At 71.5% G+C, this 15,535-nt stretch carries 20 protein-coding genes; 17 read left to right on the forward strand and 3 right to left on the reverse strand.

Translation table 11 applies throughout. The annotated features are described in order from the left end of the window. Positions 1 to 94 precede the first annotated feature (94 nt). The 3 genes from dnaB to ACIRYZ_RS38815 form a co-directional block, all read right to left on the reverse strand. Positions 95 to 1,522, reverse strand: coding sequence for a replicative DNA helicase (dnaB, locus tag ACIRYZ_RS38805; protein ID WP_402953307.1), 1,428 nt, complete (start codon positions 1,520 to 1,522; stop codon positions 95 to 97). Between the two features lie 89 nt (positions 1,523 to 1,611). Beyond that, entirely contained in the window at positions 1,612 to 2,775 is a 1,164-nt protein-coding gene (locus ACIRYZ_RS38810; protein ID WP_402953309.1) for a hypothetical protein, read from the reverse strand. A 1,184-nt stretch (positions 2,776 to 3,959) separates the two neighbouring features. Then, complete coding sequence (locus tag ACIRYZ_RS38815) at positions 3,960 to 4,745, reverse strand: GntR family transcriptional regulator (protein WP_402953310.1); 786 nt, start codon at positions 4,743 to 4,745, stop codon at positions 3,960 to 3,962. 297 nt (positions 4,746 to 5,042) lie between these two features. Here ACIRYZ_RS38815 and ACIRYZ_RS38820 point away from each other — a divergent pair, with 297 nt between their 5' ends. From ACIRYZ_RS38820 to ACIRYZ_RS38900, 17 genes are all read left to right on the forward strand, one after another. Then, positions 5,043 to 5,537: a hypothetical protein gene (locus ACIRYZ_RS38820; RefSeq protein ID WP_402953312.1), complete on the forward strand. Its 495-nt coding sequence runs from the start codon at positions 5,043 to 5,045 to the stop codon at positions 5,535 to 5,537. Beyond that, positions 5,534 to 5,773, forward strand: coding sequence for a hypothetical protein (locus ACIRYZ_RS38825; RefSeq protein WP_402953314.1), 240 nt, complete (start codon positions 5,534 to 5,536; stop codon positions 5,771 to 5,773). The genes ACIRYZ_RS38820 and ACIRYZ_RS38825 overlap by 4 nt, the downstream gene beginning before the upstream one ends. Continuing rightward, a complete protein-coding gene (locus ACIRYZ_RS38830) occupies positions 5,770 to 6,099 on the forward strand; it encodes a hypothetical protein (protein ID WP_402953316.1) in 330 nt (109 codons plus the stop codon). The genes ACIRYZ_RS38825 and ACIRYZ_RS38830 overlap by 4 nt, the downstream gene beginning before the upstream one ends. Continuing rightward, complete coding sequence (locus ACIRYZ_RS38835) at positions 6,096 to 6,299, forward strand: hypothetical protein (RefSeq protein WP_402953318.1); 204 nt, start codon at positions 6,096 to 6,098, stop codon at positions 6,297 to 6,299. The genes ACIRYZ_RS38830 and ACIRYZ_RS38835 overlap by 4 nt, the downstream gene beginning before the upstream one ends. Continuing rightward, positions 6,299 to 7,702: a hypothetical protein gene (locus ACIRYZ_RS38840; protein ID WP_402953320.1), complete on the forward strand. Its 1,404-nt coding sequence runs from the start codon at positions 6,299 to 6,301 to the stop codon at positions 7,700 to 7,702. Before ACIRYZ_RS38835 ends, ACIRYZ_RS38840 begins: the two co-directional genes overlap by 1 nt. Beyond that, complete coding sequence (locus ACIRYZ_RS38845; protein ID WP_402953322.1) at positions 7,699 to 8,094, forward strand: RRQRL motif-containing zinc-binding protein; 396 nt, start codon at positions 7,699 to 7,701, stop codon at positions 8,092 to 8,094. Before ACIRYZ_RS38840 ends, ACIRYZ_RS38845 begins: the two co-directional genes overlap by 4 nt. 96 nt (positions 8,095 to 8,190) lie before the next feature. After that, entirely contained in the window at positions 8,191 to 10,773 is a 2,583-nt protein-coding gene (locus tag ACIRYZ_RS38850) for a DNA translocase FtsK (RefSeq protein ID WP_402953323.1), read from the forward strand. A 205-nt stretch (positions 10,774 to 10,978) separates the two neighbouring features. Then, positions 10,979 to 11,893, forward strand: a complete 915-nt coding sequence (locus ACIRYZ_RS38855; protein ID WP_402953325.1) for a hypothetical protein — start codon at positions 10,979 to 10,981, stop codon at positions 11,891 to 11,893. Further along, positions 11,890 to 12,114 (forward strand): hypothetical protein, encoded by a 225-nt coding sequence (locus ACIRYZ_RS38860; protein ID WP_402953327.1) that lies wholly within the window; start codon positions 11,890 to 11,892, stop codon positions 12,112 to 12,114. Before ACIRYZ_RS38855 ends, ACIRYZ_RS38860 begins: the two co-directional genes overlap by 4 nt. Positions 12,115 to 12,146: 32 nt before the next feature. Then, the gene (locus tag ACIRYZ_RS38865; RefSeq protein WP_402953329.1) at positions 12,147 to 12,452 is read left to right on the forward strand and encodes a hypothetical protein; all 306 of its coding nucleotides are present in this window, start codon (positions 12,147 to 12,149) and stop codon (positions 12,450 to 12,452) included. 19 nt (positions 12,453 to 12,471) lie between these two features. Next, positions 12,472 to 12,666, forward strand: a complete 195-nt coding sequence (locus ACIRYZ_RS38870; protein WP_402953331.1) for a hypothetical protein — start codon at positions 12,472 to 12,474, stop codon at positions 12,664 to 12,666. A 121-nt stretch (positions 12,667 to 12,787) separates the two neighbouring features. Continuing rightward, positions 12,788 to 12,994 (forward strand): hypothetical protein, encoded by a 207-nt coding sequence (locus ACIRYZ_RS38875; RefSeq protein WP_402953333.1) that lies wholly within the window; start codon positions 12,788 to 12,790, stop codon positions 12,992 to 12,994. 119 nt (positions 12,995 to 13,113) lie between these two features. Next, positions 13,114 to 13,350, forward strand: coding sequence for a hypothetical protein (locus ACIRYZ_RS38880; protein WP_402953334.1), 237 nt, complete (start codon positions 13,114 to 13,116; stop codon positions 13,348 to 13,350). Between the two features lie 12 nt (positions 13,351 to 13,362). After that, the gene (locus ACIRYZ_RS38885) at positions 13,363 to 13,575 is read left to right on the forward strand and encodes a hypothetical protein (protein WP_402953336.1); all 213 of its coding nucleotides are present in this window, start codon (positions 13,363 to 13,365) and stop codon (positions 13,573 to 13,575) included. A 97-nt stretch (positions 13,576 to 13,672) separates the two neighbouring features. Further along, positions 13,673 to 14,233: a hypothetical protein gene (locus ACIRYZ_RS38890; protein ID WP_402953338.1), complete on the forward strand. Its 561-nt coding sequence runs from the start codon at positions 13,673 to 13,675 to the stop codon at positions 14,231 to 14,233. A gap of 104 nt (positions 14,234 to 14,337) precedes the next feature. Next, on the forward strand, positions 14,338 to 14,781 hold the full coding sequence (locus ACIRYZ_RS38895; protein WP_402953340.1) for a DUF6251 family protein: 444 nt from the start codon (positions 14,338 to 14,340) through the stop codon (positions 14,779 to 14,781). A gap of 227 nt (positions 14,782 to 15,008) precedes the next feature. After that, positions 15,009 to 15,452 (forward strand): hypothetical protein, encoded by a 444-nt coding sequence (locus ACIRYZ_RS38900; protein WP_402953342.1) that lies wholly within the window; start codon positions 15,009 to 15,011, stop codon positions 15,450 to 15,452. The last annotated feature ends 83 nt before the right edge of the window (positions 15,453 to 15,535 follow it).

Raw genomic sequence — 15,535 nt, forward strand, 5'->3', positions numbered from 1 at the left:
GGGCTTCTCGGCGCCGTTCGGTGGCGTCGAGAAGCCGTTCCGGAGTACTCTGATATGAGAGGGCGTCAGACCATGAAAGCGGCAAAGCCGCAGGTCAGGCGTCCTTTGTCATGTCAACGAAGCGCGAGTAGTGGCCCTGGAAGGCCACCGTGATCGTGGCGGTGGCGCCGTTGCGATGCTTGGCCACGATGAGGTCCGCCTCGCCCGCTCGAGGCGACTCCTTCTCGTAAGCGTCCTCGCGGTGAACCAGGATCACGATGTCCGAGTCCTGCTCAATCGCGCCGCTTTCACGAAGATCGGACAGACCGGGCTTCTTCTCGGTGCGCAGCTCGGGCCCGCGGTTGAGCTGCGAGAGTGCGATGACCGGGACGTCGAGCTCCTTGGCGAGCAGCTTGAGGCTGCGGGAGAGCTCGGAGACCTCCTGCTGACGGCTCTCGGGGGCACGGCCGCCCATCTTCATCAGCTGCAGGTAGTCCACGACCACCAGGCCCAGGCCCTGCGCGGACATCGCCTGGCGCCTGGCCTTGGTGCGGATCTCCAGCATGTTCAGGCCGGCGGCGTCGTCGATGTACAGCGGGGCCTCGGTGATGCGGGGCGTGACGCGGGCGATGCGTCCCCAGTCGTCGTCGGTGGTGTTGCCAGTGCGCATGTGGTGCAGGGCAACCCGGCCCTCGGCGGAGAGCAGGCGCAGCTGCAGCTCGCGGCGGGACATCTCCAGGCTGAAGAACGCGGACGGCACGCCGTGCTTGATCGCGGCGGTCCGGGCAATGTCCAGGGCTGCGGTGCTTTTGCCCATGCCCGGGCGCCCGCCGATCACGATGAGCTGGCCGCCCTGGAACCCGTCGGTCAGCGCGTCCAGGTCGGCGTACCCGGTGCTGACGCCGCTGATCTCGCCTGCCTTGCGCTTGCCGGCCGCCTCGATCCAGTCGAGGGCGTCCTGCATGTCGCCGCCGACGACCTTGTACGTGTCAGTGGCGCGCTGCTCGGCGACGGCCAGGATCGCCTTCCCGGCCTCGTTGACGATGTCCTCGGTCTCGCCGGCGTGCGCGTCGACCGCGTGGACGATGCGCACGGCCTCCTCGCGCAGGCGGCGCAGGGTGGCCGCCTTGTGCACGATGTCGGCGTAGTACTCGGCGTTGGCAGCGGTCGGGACGGAGTTGACCAGGGTGTGCAGGTAGCTGGGGCCGCCGACCCGGGTGAGCTCGCCGCGCTTGAGGAGCTCGTCGGTGACGGTGATCGGGTCGGCGGGCTCGCCCTTGGCGAACAGGTCGAGGATCGCCTGGTGGATCAGCTCGTGGGCGGGGCGGTAGTAGTGCTCGCCCTTGAGCTTGACCTCCAGGACGTCGGCGATGGCGTCCTTGGACAGCAGCATGCCGCCGAGGACGGCCTGCTCGGCGGGGATGTCCTGCGGCGGGACAATCTCGATCCCGGCAGGGTCCGAGCCGCGACGGCCGGCCTGCTCGTCAAGCTCCGGCCAGTCGATGGCGCTGTCGTCGGCGGGTGACTGGGGCGGTACGGTCATGGTGATCTCCATGCGAGGTCATGCGGCGGCCGGACCCTGGGCAAGGTCATCCGGCCGCCGCTCTTGTGTGTCGGGCGGGGAAGCGTCGGTCAGGCGAAGGCGGGCACGGCGACCGTGGGACACCGGCCGGTGGTCTCCTTGCCGGTCTCGTCCTCGGTGGTGTGCCAGCCGGGGGAGAACGGGTCGCAGGCCGGGCAGCCGACCGGACCGGTCCGCTGCGTGGGCAGCACGCGCCGCTGAGCCGGGGCACCCATCGACTGCGCTGTGGTCGCGTTGGCGAGGTTCGCCCAGGTCGGCTGCTCGGCGGCCATCCACTCGGCCAGCTCGATCAGCCAGTCCTGCTGGAACCGCTCGCTGGTCACCAGGCCGGCGGCAGACTCGCGGAACTGCTGCTCGGCAACCGGACCCCTGGAGTGCCGACCATTGCCGGACGTCATTCGGGCAGTCATCCAGGCCGTGAACAGCTCCTGGACCACCCGACCCTGCTCGGCTGTCAGCTCGAGACCGAGGGCGGGCACCTCCTCCGGCTGTGCCGGGGCAACCGGAGCGGCCGGAGGGGTGGGCTTGTCCTCGGGCGAAGCCTCCGTCTCTCTCTCTTCCGTTCCGGCCTCGGCCGGGGTCTCAGAGGTACCTGTGACCTGGGGGGCGGGAGAGAGAGATTCCTTTACCTGGTTCTCCTGACTGATTTGGGTGACTACAAGACACCCCGTCTCGGACTTGTAGTCACCCCGCTCGGGACTTGTAGTCACCCCGTGGTCTTCGTCGGGGGTCCCGGGACGGGGTGACTCAGAGACACCCCGCTCGGTGCCGGTCCCCTTCTTCGGCCGCTTCACCCCCTTGTCGACGCGGGCCTTCTTGCTGGGAGCCTCGTCCAGGTCCGGGCGGTTCTCCGGGGTGAGCGGGTCACGGCCGAACTGCTCGCGCTCGGCGTTGATCTTGTCGATGTTGGGGAACCAGGAGTACGGGATCAGCAGGTCCCAGACGATCGGCCTCTTGTCGGGGCGGATCTTGGGGTTCTTCTCCACGATGGACTGGTCGCCTTTGGCGATGAGTCCGCGCTCCTCCATCGACTTCCAGGCCCGGGTCACGGTCCGCTCGCTGAGCGTCGTGCGGGCGGCGATCGTCGGGCCCGACTGGTAGGAGGCGCAGCCGTCACGGCCGGCGGTCTCCGCCATGCAGGTCAGCACGGCGTACTCGTTGACGTTGGCGATCGGTGCGTCGCCTGCCGCCCACTCTGAGGCGAGCCAGCTCATCGGGTCACCGCCGGAGCGGCCGGGTGCTGCTGGACGAAGACAGCGGCCTTGGCCGGCTCGTCGGGGATGTCGGGCGCACCGAGTACGGTGCGCGGGTACACGTGCTGAACCACTGCGGGGGCTCCCGGGTAGGTGAGTGCAGTGGTGGGCGGCCATTGGGCCGGAACACACGTGGTCACTTCGGATGAACAGATGGCCGGGTGCTGTGGTCGCACCGGTCCTAGGTCTGGCATCCTTGGCGATGAGGCGCGGGGGACTGCGCTGTTTACGTGTGCACTCGACCCGGATGGCAGCCACCACCAGGTTTCAGTTACACACCGCTCGAACGGGCTGCTAACCCATCGAGCGGGCCAAGCGGTACGAAGGTCGGCCTGTCTCACCAGGTCGGCCTTCTATCGTTTAAGGGCTCATGTTCCTCATCATCCAGGTGACCCCGACAAATGATCGTCTGCGGCGCCTAGTGCGCCCCCACTGCCAACGACCCTAGTCGTGTCTGGCTGTGGACAACTTTTCGCGCCCTCACCTTCAGGAGGGCTGCGCCGCTGAGGCTCGGTCAGTGACCTTGCGCTGCCGAGACGGCGACCTATGGTTCGGGACCGCGTCCGCCCAGCGGCGCGAGGGCTCTAGGGCCGGCAGGGAACTGAGCACTAGCTCTGCAGGTCGCTGGCCGAGCCAACCGCTCAGTCGGTGTGATGGGCTGACGGTCCGGACGTGTGTGAATCCGCGGTTGAGGTAGTACGCCTGCAGCTTGGGTGCATCGCGCCAGACGTCGAGTCGGAGCCAGCGGCGCCCCTGGAGCGCGGCGTTTCGTCCTGCCCAGTCGAGGATGCGATCCCCGAGGGCTAGCCCGCTTTGGTCTCGGCGGACCATCAGCTTGTAGACGTAGAGGCCGCTCTCAGGACTGTCGGACTCATCCCAAAAGTCCGGGTCGGCTGGGCCGAGGCTGACGGTCGCGTCCACCCCACCCTCGTCATCGACCACCACCCAGGTAAGGCCGTCGTCGATGCTCTTCCGCCACTTCGTCATGGCGGCGCTGCCCTTCTCGGGGTCGGACCACTGGCTGCTGCCGATGCTCCGCAGCCAGCTTTCCGCTTCGCTGCGGAGGCTGATGAGCGTGGGGACATCCTGGGGGCCGGCCGGGCGGATGCGGTGGCTCCGGTGCGGGACACTTCCCGGGGTCACTGTCAGACCTCCATTTCGTAGATCATCACGTTGCGGTCGCCAGGGGCGATGGTCACCATGGCGCGGAACGGCAGGCCGTCGGCGCCGAAGCCGATGCGCACGTGCTGCCCAACCGCGGTGCCCAGCGGGAGCTCCAGCAGCGTGGTCTCCTCGGCTGTCGGCATCCGGGGCGTGATCTCGTCGCGCGTTCGGACCTGGGGGTGCCCTATCGCGGCGAGGATGCCGCCCGGCATGGTCACATCCCGTTCCTCCATCAGCGGTGTGCCGAGGGCGAAGCTGGCGCGGAACCAGGAGTCGGCGATCTGGGTTGGCACGCCGTCGACCAGGCGCAGGCGGCGGCGCACGATCACGAGCTCGTCGGCGTCCAACTCGAGCCAGCGAGCGACATCGCGCGAAGGGGCTTGGCCCGGGGCCTGGGTCACGCCGATCAGTCGCTGTTCAGGAGTGCGCCCCTGCGCGACGACGGAGGCCTGCCAGTCGTCCAGGCCTGCGGCGACATCGTCGCGACGCGCCCCTCGCTCGAACTGCGTCAGGTCCCATTGGAGCGGATCGACGCTTCGGACGAAGACGCCGGCTCCCTGCCGTCCGACAACGACGCCCTCAGCCTTGAGGAGCGCCACTACGCGGGCGATGGCCTGTGCGCTGATCTCGTACTGGTCCACCAGCTGGCGCGTCGAGGGCAGTTTGCCGTCCGTGCCGAACTCGCCCGCGTCGATACGTGAGCGCAGCGCGGCTGCGATCTCCGGGATGCGCGGCGTGGTGTCGGGGCGGCTTCGTGAAGTCGTCATGGGAGCAGGTTAGCGCAACCTCTCATGAGAAGTTAGATCGCCAGGCGGGTGGGTTTGATCCAATCGGGCGACCGTCAGAAAACCTCTCATGAGAAGTGGTTGACGCATCGTCATGGCCGGGCCTAACGTCTAACCCGTCGCCACTTCTCATGAGAGGTGGAGGCAAAAGCCCAGGACTCTGTTCCCAGGGCACCGCCATGCCAAAAACGGCACGGCCCCGGGCTTTTCGCCGACGTCTTGCACACGCCGGCACCCGGGGCCGCTCACGGACCACCAACCCTTCAGGAGCTGATCCGCGTGTCCATCCTGCCCTCTTCCGCCCCGAAGCACCGCACCCCCGGCGCCGGCCGCAGCTTCGGCGCGATCATCGCCGCCGAGACGCTCGCCGACGCCCAGGCCTGGATCGACCAGGTCGGTGGTGGCGCCCGCTCCCGCCGCCTGGCCCTGCTCGCCGACATGCTGCTCGCCGCGAACCCCGAGCCGGCCGAGTCCGAGAACACCGACCGGGGCTACGTGCGGATCTCCGCGCCGAGCTTGGAGAAGAACCCCGAGCTGATCGAGTGCGAGGACGTCGACCCGGACGAGGCGGCCGACCTGGCGGTCGAGACCGTGATCCAGCGGCTGAACGACGAGAAGAAGCGCGCCGAGCGCGAGGCCGAGCTGGACGCGTGGACGCCGAAGGTGGCCGCGGCCGTCGCCGCCGCCTCGCCGTGGCGCAACGGCCCCCGCTGGGTCACCCGCTCCGGCCTCACCGGCAAGTCCGCCTCGGCCGAGACGGCGGTGCGGTCGTGAAGACGATCCTGGCCTCCCGCCCGGGCCCGCTCGCGGCCCGCCGCCTCCACTTGCTCCTCGGCCTGGCCGGGATGCTCTGGATGCTCGGCATCACCCTCCCGCTTCCGGCCCGCCTGGTCCTGGTCCCCGCTGTCGCCGCCCTGCTCTACCTGCAGGCCGCCGCCGAGGCGGACACCGCGACCGTCACCGCCGTCCGCACCCCGCGCACCACCGGCCCGACCGGGGGTGCCCGGTGAGCGTCGCCGACCTGACCACCACCATCGGCGTCCTGGCCTGCGTCCGCCCGCTCGCGGCGGTCCTGGAGGCCGGCGCCGAGACCACCACCGAACTGCGCATCACCGCCATCGCCACCGGCATCTACATCGAGGTCCTGCCGAACGTCGGCGACGAGGCTGACCGGCTGCTGCAGGTCGACCGGATCGCCGCCGAGCTCGGCATCACGCCCCAGCTGGTCGAGATCGGCGGCCGGCACTACTGGCAGGCCGAGACCGACCCGGAGACGGACACCGCGATCCAGGTGTTCGCGCTGCTGGCCCGCGTCCCGGACGGGGGCCCGAGGTGACCCGCCGCCAGCGGGCGCTGCTGATCGCCGAGGAGGCGATGGTGCGCCTGCACGGCGAGCCGATGTTCTGGTGCGACGGCGACCTCGCCGACCGGCGGGACCTGATCCGCCGGGTCGACGACGAGCTCGCCCTGATCGAGACCACCACCCGCACCGGCGCGGCCCCGGCCGCGCCCGCCCCGGAGAGGAGGGCCGCCTGATGACGACGATGATGCCGCCCCCGCAGATCAACGGATTCACCCGGACCGACGCCCGCGCGGTGTCGAAGGCCGCCGCCGCCGAGGCGAAGGCCCGCGCCGACGCGATGGCCGCCGACGCCGTCGCGAAGGCTGGCCAGGCCTCACACCAGGCGGTGATCAACGGCCTGGAGGCGGAGGAGGCCCGGCAGAAGCTGCGGCTCGCCCAGGCCAAGGCCGACGCGCAGATCGGCCAGATCCAGGACGGGGTGAAGGAGAAGAAGACGAAGGCGCGCCGGGAGGCGTGGGCGCGGCGCCGCCAGGCGCTGGCCGGGCAGGCCCCCCTGATCGTCGCCTCGGTCCTGGTCGCCGCGCTCGTCGTCATCTCCGTCTACTTCGCGTGGGACGGCCAGGCGGCCGGCTTCCGGGCGAAGATGGGCTCGGCGGCGAACCTGGTGCCGATGGTTACTGAGGGCGTCACCTGGACCATGGCCGCGCTCGCGTTCTTCGCCCACGTCAAGGGGCGGGCCACCGGCAAGTACCGGCTGGTGACCGCGATCGCCGCCATCGTCGCGGCGGCGCTGAACTACCGGCACCACCGGGCCGAGGGCACCGGCGAGGTCTACGCGATCGCCTCACTGTCCGGCGTCTTCGTCTGGGAGCTGTTCCTCGGCCTGCTGATGAAGGCGAAGGAAGGCCGGCCGATGGCGGAGGTCCGCGCGGACCTCGCCCGCACCATCGCCCACCCGGTGATGGCGTTCGTCGCCTGGCGGATCCGGGCCATCGCGCACGGCGCGATGTCGCCCGACGCCGCGTGGGCCGAGGCCTGGGACCAGTACCACGCTCCGACGCTCGGGGTGACGGCCCGCCGGGAGCGCCGGCGCCGCCGCAACCGGGCCCGGCTGCAGGACGCGATGCTCGCCGACACCGGTCTGGTCGAGATCGCCGACGACGCCGACGAAAGCGTCACCGAGTCGGACGTGACGGAACTGGGCGTCTACGCCGACGAGGAGTCCGAGCCGACCCGACGCTCGGCGCTGTGGCTGCCGGGTCTGGACGGCTGGGTGGAGCCGACGGCGAAGCCGACGATCACCCCCGACGTACACGCACCGAAACCGCAGGTCAGCAAGCCGATCCCCCCTGTCGAAAAGACCCCCGAGACGGGGTCTGAGAAGCCTCCTGCCCGTCGGCAGTCGGCCATCGCTCGCGCGGCGGCTCGGCACACCGCGAAGAAGGCGCAGAAGGACGCCGACGCCCTCGCCGCCAAGCGGGACAAGGCGCGCGCCGACATCGCCGCTCTCCTCAACCGCGGCGAGAAGCCGTCCCCGGCCGCCCTCGGCAAGGCCTACGGGCTGAGCCCTGACTGGGGCAGCAAGCAGATCAAGGCCGTCGAGTCGGACCCGACGGCGTACGGGGTGACCCGGTGAGCCGCTCGAAGTTCTGGGACCCGACGGGCGAGCAGTTCGGCATGCCGACCTGGCCGCGCAAGATGGCGCCGGACGGCTACGCGACCCGCCGTCAGCTGAGGGCGATGGGCCTGCGGCCGGGCGGCCAGCCGGTGGCCGGCCAGCTCCTGTGGCGCTCGCGCAAGGCCCGCCGCTCCGGCGGCACCGGCGCCGCCTGGCTCTACCTGGTCGAGCTGGCGCTGCCGGTACGGCCGATGACCCCGGGCAAGCAGGCCGGGCTGGACGCGGCGATGCGCAAGCGCCGCACCTGCCCGCAGTGCGACCAGGTCCGCGACTACTGCATCCCCAAGAGCCTCGGCATCTGCGTCGAGTGCCAATTCGCCGACGAGGACGAGTACGCCTTCGCGGCCTGATCGACCAGCACCGCCACGTACGTCCCCCGCCGACGGCGGGGCCGACCGCCTGCCAGCTAACCCGGCCCCGCCCACTCCCCAAGGAGCACACCAAGCATGACCGAGATCCTGGACCGCGTCGTCCTGCCCTCCACCGACCCCGACCTCATCCGCCACGCGACCGAGCTCGTCGTCTCCACCCAGTTCGGCTCCCCGAGCATGGTCCAGCGCAAGCTGCGCCTGGGCTGGGCGCAGGTCCAGGACCTGTTCGCCCGGCTGGAGGCCGCCGGCGTCGTCGGCCCCGCCGACGGTGGCCGGGCCCGCGAGGTCCTCTTCCGCACCGATCAGATCGCCGACGCCCTGGCCGTCGTTGAGACCGCCGGCGCCGACGCCGATGTGCTGACCTTCCGTCCGCGCGTCGACATGATCAAGCCCGCGCTCGTCCCGGCCGACGACGACCAGGACGACGACGACCTCGAGGACACCGCCGACGAGGAGGAGGACGAGGACGGCGAGGTCCTGGAGGGCGAGGTCTACCTCGCCGACGAGCTGGTGCTGGAGGACGACCCCGAGGGCGACGCCCCGTGGATCAACCCCATGCTCCTCACCAAGGAGGGCCGCCGCGCCCGGGCCCGCTACCTGCAGCGCCGCGGCCGCCGCAAGCTGCGCCGCTGGGTCAAGCGCCAGACCACGGTGCGCGGCATCGCGCCCTCGGCGTGGCGCGGCACTCGGCGCATCCAGGGCTGGGTCGTCGGCACCGAGGGCGCCACCGCCCGCGCTGTCGAGCAGCAGGCCAAGATGCTCGCCGGCGCCGCGTCGAAGGCGACCCGGCAGGCGAAGTTCGCGCTGCGCGACCGGGACGCGAAGCGCAAGGCGGCGGATAAGGCCGGCCAGGACGCGCGGCTCGCCCTCGTGCAGGCCACCGCGATGAAGACGGCCGCGCACAAGAAGATCGGTGTGCGGGCGACGCTGGCCCTCAGCCCGTTCGCCGTCGCTGATCTGGCCGCCTACGGGTACGAGGGAGGGCTCGGCCTGGCCGCCGCGTTGCTGGTCAATGTGGGCGTGCTGGCCTACGGCGGCCGCACCCCGAACCTGGACGCCGAGGGCCTGGAGGCACTGGAGCGCGAGGAGCTCGGCATGCCCGACCGCTTCGAGCTCGGCATGACGGTGCGCCACTTCGAGCAGATGCTTCACCAGGCGCTGACCGAGGACCTCGGCATCGCCATCCAGAGCCTGCGGATCAAGCCGCAGGCCTGGGGCTTCGAGGTCGACGTCACCTTCCACCGCCAGACCCCGGCCAAGCTGTCCGAGGGCCTGGACAAGTTGGAGGCGTGCCTTCCTGGGGTGCGCACCAACTCGATCCTGCTGCAGCAGTCGGCGCGGGCACGCAACGAGGCGGTGCTGCGGATCCCCGGCGAGAACCCGTGGCAGGCCGTGCCGGAGCTGCCGTACCGGGCGCCCGGGTCGGTGACCACCGCCAACCTGCACACCGCGCAGATCGGCGCCGACATGTCCGGCCGGCCGCTGGCCCTGCCGGGCAAGCGGACCTCGGTCGGCGTGATCGGCAAGCCACGCTCGGGGAAGTCGACGCTGATTCGCGCCGCCGTCGACGCGCTGACCGCGTGCGAGGACCGGATTGTCGTCGGTATCGACCTGGGTTCCTACGGCGCCGGTTTCGGGCCGTACGTCAAGGACCTGCACGCGCTGGGCCGCACCGTGGGTGAGGCGCGCCGGATTCTTGAATGGGCGCTGGCGATCGGCGAGAACCGTCCGAAGCTGTTCAACAAGCTCGGAATGGGCCTGAACTGGGAGTCCTCCAAGAAGCGCCCGGGAATCACCGTCATCATCGACGAATTCCCGGCGCTGGTGACCAAGGCCAAGCTGGAGGCGCAGGTCGCCCAGGTGGCGCGCAAGGGACAGGACGCCGAGGACCTGGAGCCGTTCCTGCGGCTGGACGAACTCGCGCAGCAGATCCACCTCACCTCCGCGAAGTCGGACGTGGTCCTGGTGGTCGGCTCGCAGGGGGTCACCAAGGACCGCGTCGGGCCGAACACCTGGCTGAGCGAGCTGCCGGCGCAGCTGATGTGCGCCTGCGACGTGGACGACATCAAGCTGATCGCGGGCGGCGGGGCGATGGCGCAGGGCTGGCGGCCGGACCGGCTGCTGCCCGCGATGGGCGACGCGGTCAACGACGCGAGCGTCACCTACGTGATGGCCGGCGGCGCCTACACCGAGCCGATCCCCTACCGGGCCAGCATCCTCAGCGATGAGGAGGCGGCCCGGCGCGCGGACGAGCGGCTGAAGGCCGGCCTCCCGCAGCTGGACGCCGAGTCGGCCGCGTTCGTCGACGACGACCTCGCCGACCTCGCCGGGCACCTCGCCGACGAGTACGACCAGGACGAGGACGCGGTGCCCGCGTTGATCGCCCTCGCCCGCGAGGCCTTCGAGATGGCGGGCGACCCGACCGGGCTGCGCGCCGAGGAGCTGGCCGAGTACCTGGGCAAGCTCGACCCGGACTGGGAGCTGGAGGCGTTCGCGGACGCCGACGCCCGGGTGGCCGCGCTGCGCGCCGCGATCAAGGCCGTGCTCGACCCTGCCGGTGCGGAGTGGAAGACCGACTCCTTCCGGCCCGCGCCGGGCGCCAAGACGGTCAAGGGCTACAAGCTCGGCGACCTCAAGAAGATCACCGGCGAGGCCTGAGCGGCCCGAATCCGGCCCGGAACAGGGGAGGAACACGCAGGTCAGCGGGGTGCGGACCGCCCGGAACAGGGCGGAACGCCCCCGCTGGACCCGGAACGTGTTCCGCCTCCCAGGGTGCTGTTCCTCCCTGTTCCGCCGCTCTGACCTGCGCTTTTGCGGCTGTTCCCGCCCTGTTCCCGCCCGAAAGATCACGAAAGGTCCGATTGTGAACCGTGAGTGGCCCCACGCCCCCGACCCGCTCAACGCGCTGCACCGGGTGATCACCGAGCGCCGGTTCCGCTACCTGGAGCAGGACCCGGAGTGCGTCCCCTGGGCCTGGTCCGGCCCGCTCGACGGATGGGTCGTGCAGGTGCTCTCCTGCCCGGTCTGCCTGGCCGAGGAGGGCCTCGACCTCTCCCTGATCGAGTCCTCCGACCCTGAGGTGGTCGTCCGCTGCCCCGACCTCCACGAGTGGTCCGAGCCGCGGTTGATCCGCGACCACTTCATCGGCTACAGCCGCTTCCGGTTCCTGCCCCTGCCCGATCCCGACTGGGCCTGGCTTCTGGAGGCCGGCTACGGCGAGGAACCGCCGCCGCCGGTCGACTACTGGGCCGAGGGCCGCGAAGCCGCCGTGGTCCTGAGCAAGTACTTCGCCAAGCGGGCCAAGCGGAAGATCAAGGCCAAGACCACCGGCCGCCTCAAGAAGGCCGTCCGGCAGGGACGCCAAAAGGCTGGCCAGGCCGTCACCGGCGCCGCCCGCGCCGCCGGGCAGAAGGTGCGCGACCGGATCGTCGGAGACGACGTCCTCGAGGACGAGCTCCTGGACGACCGGCTCGACGAGCCCAGCGACGACCAGGAGCACATCGAGGTCCCGTCCTACGCCAAGTACCGCAAGGCGCTCGGCATCCCGGCCGCCAAGCGCGGCCCGCGATGCCTGGTCTGCTCGGACACCGGCCGGATCACCGCCCCGGGCGTCGACATCCCGTGCACGGAGTGCGGCACCCCCCGGCCGAGGAAGCCCCGCGCCGGCCACGGCGACGCCGGCGCCCGCCCGCCCGGCCTCGGGGCCGTCCGGCCCCGCACCGGCTACCGCCCCGGCGCCCGCATCACCGCCGACACCGACACCACCAACCAGGAGTGAGCGTGCACCAGCTGGCCGCCGCCGACACCCAGCTCCACCTGTCCGTGCCGCTCGTCCTGGGCGGCTCCGTCTTCGTCATGGTCTGGAAGGGCGGCCTGCGCTGGTGGCAGGCCGTCATCTGCGTCGCCGCCGGCCTGGCCATGGCCGACTCCTCCATGGGCGGGCCCGGTCGCCACCTGATGTCCGCCGTCTTCGGCTGGGTCAACGGCCTGCCCTTCTGACGTGCCCTTACTCCCCAGGAAGGACCCCCGCCATGATCCGCGCGAACCGCGCCGTCCACTGCCCCGAGCGCCGCCGCTACGTCGACACCGCCCGCGCCACCAGCGCCGACGGCCTGATCGACAACATCGCCGTCGAACGCGCCCTCAACGGGGAGCCGGTCGACGGCCTGACCGAGGCGGAGCAGCGGCTCGCCGCCCGCCTCCTGCACGCCGACAACACCGCGGTCGCGGTCATCGCCCGCCGGATCGGCGCCGGCGAGACCCGGGTGAAGACCTGGCTGGGCCTCAGGAAGTCCGCCGGCACCCGATGCGCGTCCGACCGCGCCCGCACCCCCTGACCGCGAAGGGAGCCGCCGCTTGGGCGTGCGCTACCTGATATCCGAGCCCGACGAACCCACCTGGTGGCAGAGACACAAGCCCACCGTCTACGCGGTCGTCGGCCTCGCCGCCGGCGCCTGGCTGGCCTCCGCCGCAGGCCACGGCGACGGAACCCCGGCCGGTACCGGCTCCTCGCCCACGCCGACCGTCACCGCCTCGGCGTCCGGCCGCTGACCAGCCAGAACACAAAAGGCCAAGTGAATGTTGGCCAACGCTTGACATGCCAACATTGAGTTGGCATTCTGGATGTGTCGGGCCCGCCGGGGACCGACACCCCACTGAGAGAGGAACCCTCGTGGACACCACCGTGCAGAGCCCCGCCGCCCAGATCGACCTCAGCCGCGTCCAGACCACCAAGGCTGGCTGGGCCAACCGGGCCGCCGCCCACTACGCGGCCGCCGTCCAGCAGCACGCCTCGGGCGAGGTGCCCCCCGTCTACACCGAGAACGAGATCCGCCTCGCCGAGCTCTGCCTCTCGATGGTCCCGCACGCCCAGAGCTGACTACGCCCCGGGACGGCCGCCCAGCCGGCAAGCATCGTCGGCCGTCCCGGGCCACCGACCCGCTCCAAGAGGAGCAGGGAGGAGAACCCATCGTCCCTGATCCGAACAGGAGCCCGCACATGGCCACCGACGACACCGACAAGGCCGCCAAGGAAGCGGCCCGCGCCGCCGCCAAGAAGCGCCTGGCCGACGCCCTCGCCCAGCGCGAGACGGACCACGCCGGCATCGAGACCGCCTTCTGGACCAAGGTCCGCGACGAGATCGACTCCGGCGCCCTGCGCCAGGTCGACGCGGTCGACGCGCTCGGCTTCACCCGCGAGTACATCCGCAAGCAGATCAAGAACCTCACCGAATAGAGAGGACAGCAGGTGGACCTCACCCCGTACGAAGGCGAGTCCTGGCTCCACAAGCCCGGCAAGGACATGACCGAAGACGAGCTGATCCGGGCCGCAGTAGCCCACGACGAGGCCGGTGAACACCGGCACGCCGAGATCTACATGAACATCCGGATCCGCCGCTTCATCGACCCGACCTGGGACCCGGACGGCATCTACAGCACCGAGGAACCGCCCGCCTGCTGACAGCCCGCCGTGCCGCACCGACACCCCGCAGCCAGCGGGGGCCCGGTGCGGCGCGGGGGACCGGACAGCCCGGCCCCGCCTGCCACCAGGGGGTTCCGTGAGCACCACCACTCCGCCGGCCCCGGCGGCCGCCAAGAAGACGGCGGCCAAGAAGGCCACCGCGAAGAAGGCCCCGGCGAAGAAGACCACCGCCCCGGCCAAGCACCCCGCCAAGAAGGCCGCCGCATCCACGCGGCCCGCGAAGAAGACGGCGCAGCGCACCGGCGCCAAGCCCGCCGCCAAGAAGTCCCCCGCGAAGAAGAAGTCGAAGAAGGCCCCGGCCAAGAACATCGGCGCCTGGGCGATCCACGCGGCCCGCTTCGCCTGGGAACACCCGTTCCTCGCCCTCGTCGGCACCACCGCCGTTGCGGGGACCGTGCTCTACCGGGGCGTCCTGCGCCCCACCGGCAAGGTGCTCGCCTTCACCGGCCGGGCCGGCCTCGCCGTCGGCTCCTGGGCCTGGGACACCGGCCGGGCCTACGCCATCCGACGCCGTCGCTCGGCCCGCCCGCTCACCACTGGCACGCACGCCAACTGCCTCCGGTGCAAGGGCACCGGCACCCTGGCGCGCCACGACGCCCACGGGCGCTTCATCGGCTCCATCAGCTGCACGGGCTGACGTACCGCCGTGCCGCACCGGACCCCCGCAGCCAACGGGGACTTCGGTGCGGTGCGGGGGACCGGACAGACCGGATCACCCGCCCACCAGATCGGAGACGCCGCATGGCCGACCACTACGTCCCGGTGCCGATGCCCGGCCACCAGGTCCAGCCGGCCGCCTACTACCCCGCACCCAGCCCATACGGCACCCAGCTGCAGGGCGTCGTCCAGCAGCCCGGACAGATGCCGTACTACGCGGCCCCGCCGCAGGTCATCGTCATGCAGCAGCCGCAGCAGACCAGCGAGCTCGGCCCGATCACCCTGCGCCTGGTCCTCGCGGCCGGCGCCGGGGCCGGGGCGGTCGCCGCCCTGGTCCTGCTCGGCCCGATGCTCATCAGCCTGCTGCAGACCCTGGCCATCACCGGCCTGGTCATCGCCGTCCTCGCCGTCGTGGTCCTGCGCAGCTTCAACGAGTACAGGACCGGCCGCGAAGCCGGGCAGGTGGCCAAGGCCCAGGCCGGCGCCGTCCTCGCCCAGCGCAGGGCCCGCCGCAGCCGTCGAGCCTGACGGACCGCCGTGCCGCACCGCCCCCGGGACGCCCGGGGACCGGTGCGGTGCGGGGGCCCGGACAGACCAGATGCTCCCGACACCCTCCACCTCCCTATCGACGTCGTCCGCGTCGGCTGCTGACCAACCGGCGGCCTGCGCCCCGCCCAGGTCCCGGACCGTGCGGTCAGACCCAGCCACCCCTAACACCCCCAACAGGTCCAACAGGACCAGAGTCGGAGTTCGCCATGCCTCACCACGTCTGGACCGCAGCCACCGTCGGCAGCGCCAGCCACGCCCTCCGCGCCCTCGACCTCACCCTGCACACCCACGCCAGCGACGCCCACCCGCAGGGCTGGTACCTCGACTCAAAGCTCAACAACCTCTCCCTGCAGCTGCTCATCGAGCTCACCGCGCCCGCCGGCTCGTTCGGCCAGGGCGACGACGTCCACCACCACTGGGCCCTCACCACCCTCGGCGAGGCCCGCGGCATCAGCGAGGCCGCGCGCGGCATCGTCAAGGGCTACCGCGGCATGGCGGTGGCCGCTGGCGCGAAGCAGGCCGACCTGACCCCGCTGGAGACCCGCATCGTCCTGGCGCTGCCGGAGCCGGTCGCGCCGGTGGTCACCGCCCGGCAGCTGCCCGCCGCGCAGCCCCGCCCCCGTCGCGCCCTGCTCGGCCGCCGAGCCTGACGGACCGCCGCGCCGCACCGGTCCCCGGAGTTCCTGGAGGTCGGTGCGGTGCGGGGGCCCGGACAGTCCGGACCCGCTCCCCT

It is taken from the genome of Kitasatospora sp. NPDC101155 (genome assembly GCF_044768305.1).
In the GTDB taxonomy this organism is placed as follows: domain Bacteria; phylum Actinomycetota; class Actinomycetes; order Streptomycetales; family Streptomycetaceae; genus Kitasatospora.

Coding starts and splice junctions, on each gene's coding strand:
- dnaB (WP_402953307.1), bottom strand. CDS start 1,522: ATGACCGTACCGCCCCAGTCACCCGCCGACGACAGCGCCATCGACTGG.
- ACIRYZ_RS38810 (WP_402953309.1), bottom strand. CDS start 2,775: ATGAGCTGGCTCGCCTCAGAGTGGGCGGCAGGCGACGCACCGATCGCC.
- ACIRYZ_RS38815 (WP_402953310.1), bottom strand. CDS start 4,745: ATGACGACTTCACGAAGCCGCCCCGACACCACGCCGCGCATCCCGGAG.
- ACIRYZ_RS38840 (WP_402953320.1), top strand. CDS start 6,299: ATGACGACGATGATGCCGCCCCCGCAGATCAACGGATTCACCCGGACC.
- ACIRYZ_RS38850 (WP_402953323.1), top strand. CDS start 8,191: ATGACCGAGATCCTGGACCGCGTCGTCCTGCCCTCCACCGACCCCGAC.
- ACIRYZ_RS38865 (WP_402953329.1), top strand. CDS start 12,147: ATGATCCGCGCGAACCGCGCCGTCCACTGCCCCGAGCGCCGCCGCTAC.
- ACIRYZ_RS38880 (WP_402953334.1), top strand. CDS start 13,114: ATGGCCACCGACGACACCGACAAGGCCGCCAAGGAAGCGGCCCGCGCC.
- ACIRYZ_RS38895 (WP_402953340.1), top strand. CDS start 14,338: ATGGCCGACCACTACGTCCCGGTGCCGATGCCCGGCCACCAGGTCCAG.
- ACIRYZ_RS38900 (WP_402953342.1), top strand. CDS start 15,009: ATGCCTCACCACGTCTGGACCGCAGCCACCGTCGGCAGCGCCAGCCAC.